This window comes from Inquilinus sp., from assembly GCF_057815775.1.
In genome coordinates this window covers 1-1563 of record NZ_JBYRFX010000324.1, presented here as the reverse complement: position 1 = coordinate 1563, position 1563 = coordinate 1, and the positions used below count along the sequence as shown (strand labels likewise).

The 1563-nt window shown below is 70.6% G+C and carries 3 protein-coding genes; all 3 read left to right on the top strand.

Annotation, left to right across the window (positions count from 1 at the left end; translation table 11 throughout):
• The coding region (locus AC3XYG_RS11465) for an ABC transporter permease subunit (RefSeq protein WP_489139961.1) at window positions 1-274 on the top strand (274 nt) is incomplete at its 5' end.
• Window positions 271-1116, top strand: coding sequence for an ABC transporter permease (locus tag AC3XYG_RS11460; protein WP_489139960.1), 846 nt, complete (start codon window positions 271-273; stop codon window positions 1114-1116). The genes AC3XYG_RS11465 and AC3XYG_RS11460, both read left to right, overlap by 4 nt.
• A partial coding sequence (locus AC3XYG_RS11455) for an ATP-binding cassette domain-containing protein (RefSeq protein ID WP_489139959.1) occupies window positions 1113-1563 on the top strand: 451 nt, incomplete at its 3' end. The genes AC3XYG_RS11460 and AC3XYG_RS11455, both read left to right, overlap by 4 nt.

Here is a 1563-nt window from a genome sequence, read left to right as displayed (position 1 = left end):
GCGGCTGGTGCTGGGCCGGCACGTGCTGCGCAACGCGCTGATCTCGACCGTCACTCTGTTCGGCCTGTCGGTCGGCACGCTGATCGGCGGCGCCGTGATCACCGAGACGGTGTTCGCCATCCCCGGCGCCGGCCGGCTGATGATCGACAGCATCTATGGCCGCGACTACCCCGTGGTGCAGGGCCTGACCATGGCGATGGCGGTGCTGGTGTCGCTGGTGTTCCTGGCCACCGACCTGGTGCAGGCCGCGCTCGACCCGCGGGTGAAGGCATGACCGCGGTCGGTATCGCCCCTGCCCCCGGCCGGTCGCGGCGCCGGCTGTCGCCGGCCCTGCTGACAGGGCTGGTCATCCTCGGCCTCAGCCTGCTGCTGGCGATCGCACCGGGGCTGATCGCGCCCTATGAGCCCACCGCCTTCGACTATCACGCCCTGCTGCAGGCGCCGAGCCTGGCCCACCCCTTCGGCACCGACAATTTCGGCCGCGATATCCTGAGCCGGGTGATCTGGGCCTATCGCATCGACATGCAGATTGCCCTGTTCACCACGCTGTTCCCGGTGGTGTTCGGCACCCTGACCGGCGCCCTGGTCGGCTATTACGGCGGGATCTGGGAGCCGATCTTCGGCCGCATCGTCGACGTGGTCATCACCTTCCCCTTCCTGGTGCTGGTGATCGCCATCGTCGCCGTGCTCGGGCCCGGGCTGTTCAACATGTACATCGCCGTCGGCGCCGTCGGCTGGGTGTTCTATGCCCGGCTGATCGCCGCCGAGATCAAGGTGCAGAACCGGCTGGACTATGCCGCCGCCGGCCGGGTGATGGGCTATGGCGACGCCCGCATCATCCTGCGCCACCTGCTGCCCAACACCATCTCGCCGGTGCTGGTCTACTGGATGACCGACATGGCGCTGTCGATCCTGCTGGGCGCCAGCCTGGGCTATCTCGGCCTCGGCGCCCAGCCGCCCGCCGCCGAATGGGGGCTGCTGATCGCCGACGGCAAGAACTTCATGTCCCAGGCCTGGTGGATCACCATCTTCCCCGGCGTCGCCATCGTGGTCACCGGCTTCGGCCTGAGCCTGCTGGGCGACGGCGTCGCCGACCTGCTGAGGCCGGAATCATGAGCGCCGAGGCGGTGCTGTCGATCCGCGGCCTGACCGCGAGCTTCCCGACCGCGCGGGGCGAAGCCGCGGCCGTGGCCGGCGTCGACCTGGAGCTGCGCGCCGGCGAGGTGCTGGGGCTGGTCGGCGAATCCGGTTCGGGCAAGAGCGTCACCCTGCGCGCCATCCTCGGGCTGGTGCGGCCGCCGGTGCGGATCGCCGGCCAGGTGCTGTGGCAGGGGCGCGACCTGCTGACCCTGTCGCCCGCCGCACTGCGCCGGGTGCGCGGCGGCGAGATCGCGACGATCTTCCAGGAGCCGATGACGGCGTTGAACCCGGTGCTGCCGATCGGGCTGCAGATCGATGAGAGCCTGCGGGCCCACACCAAGCTGGGCCGGCGGGCCCGGCACGACCGGGCGCGTGAACTGCTGGACCTCGTCGGCATTCCCGCCGCGGCCAAGCGCCTGGAGG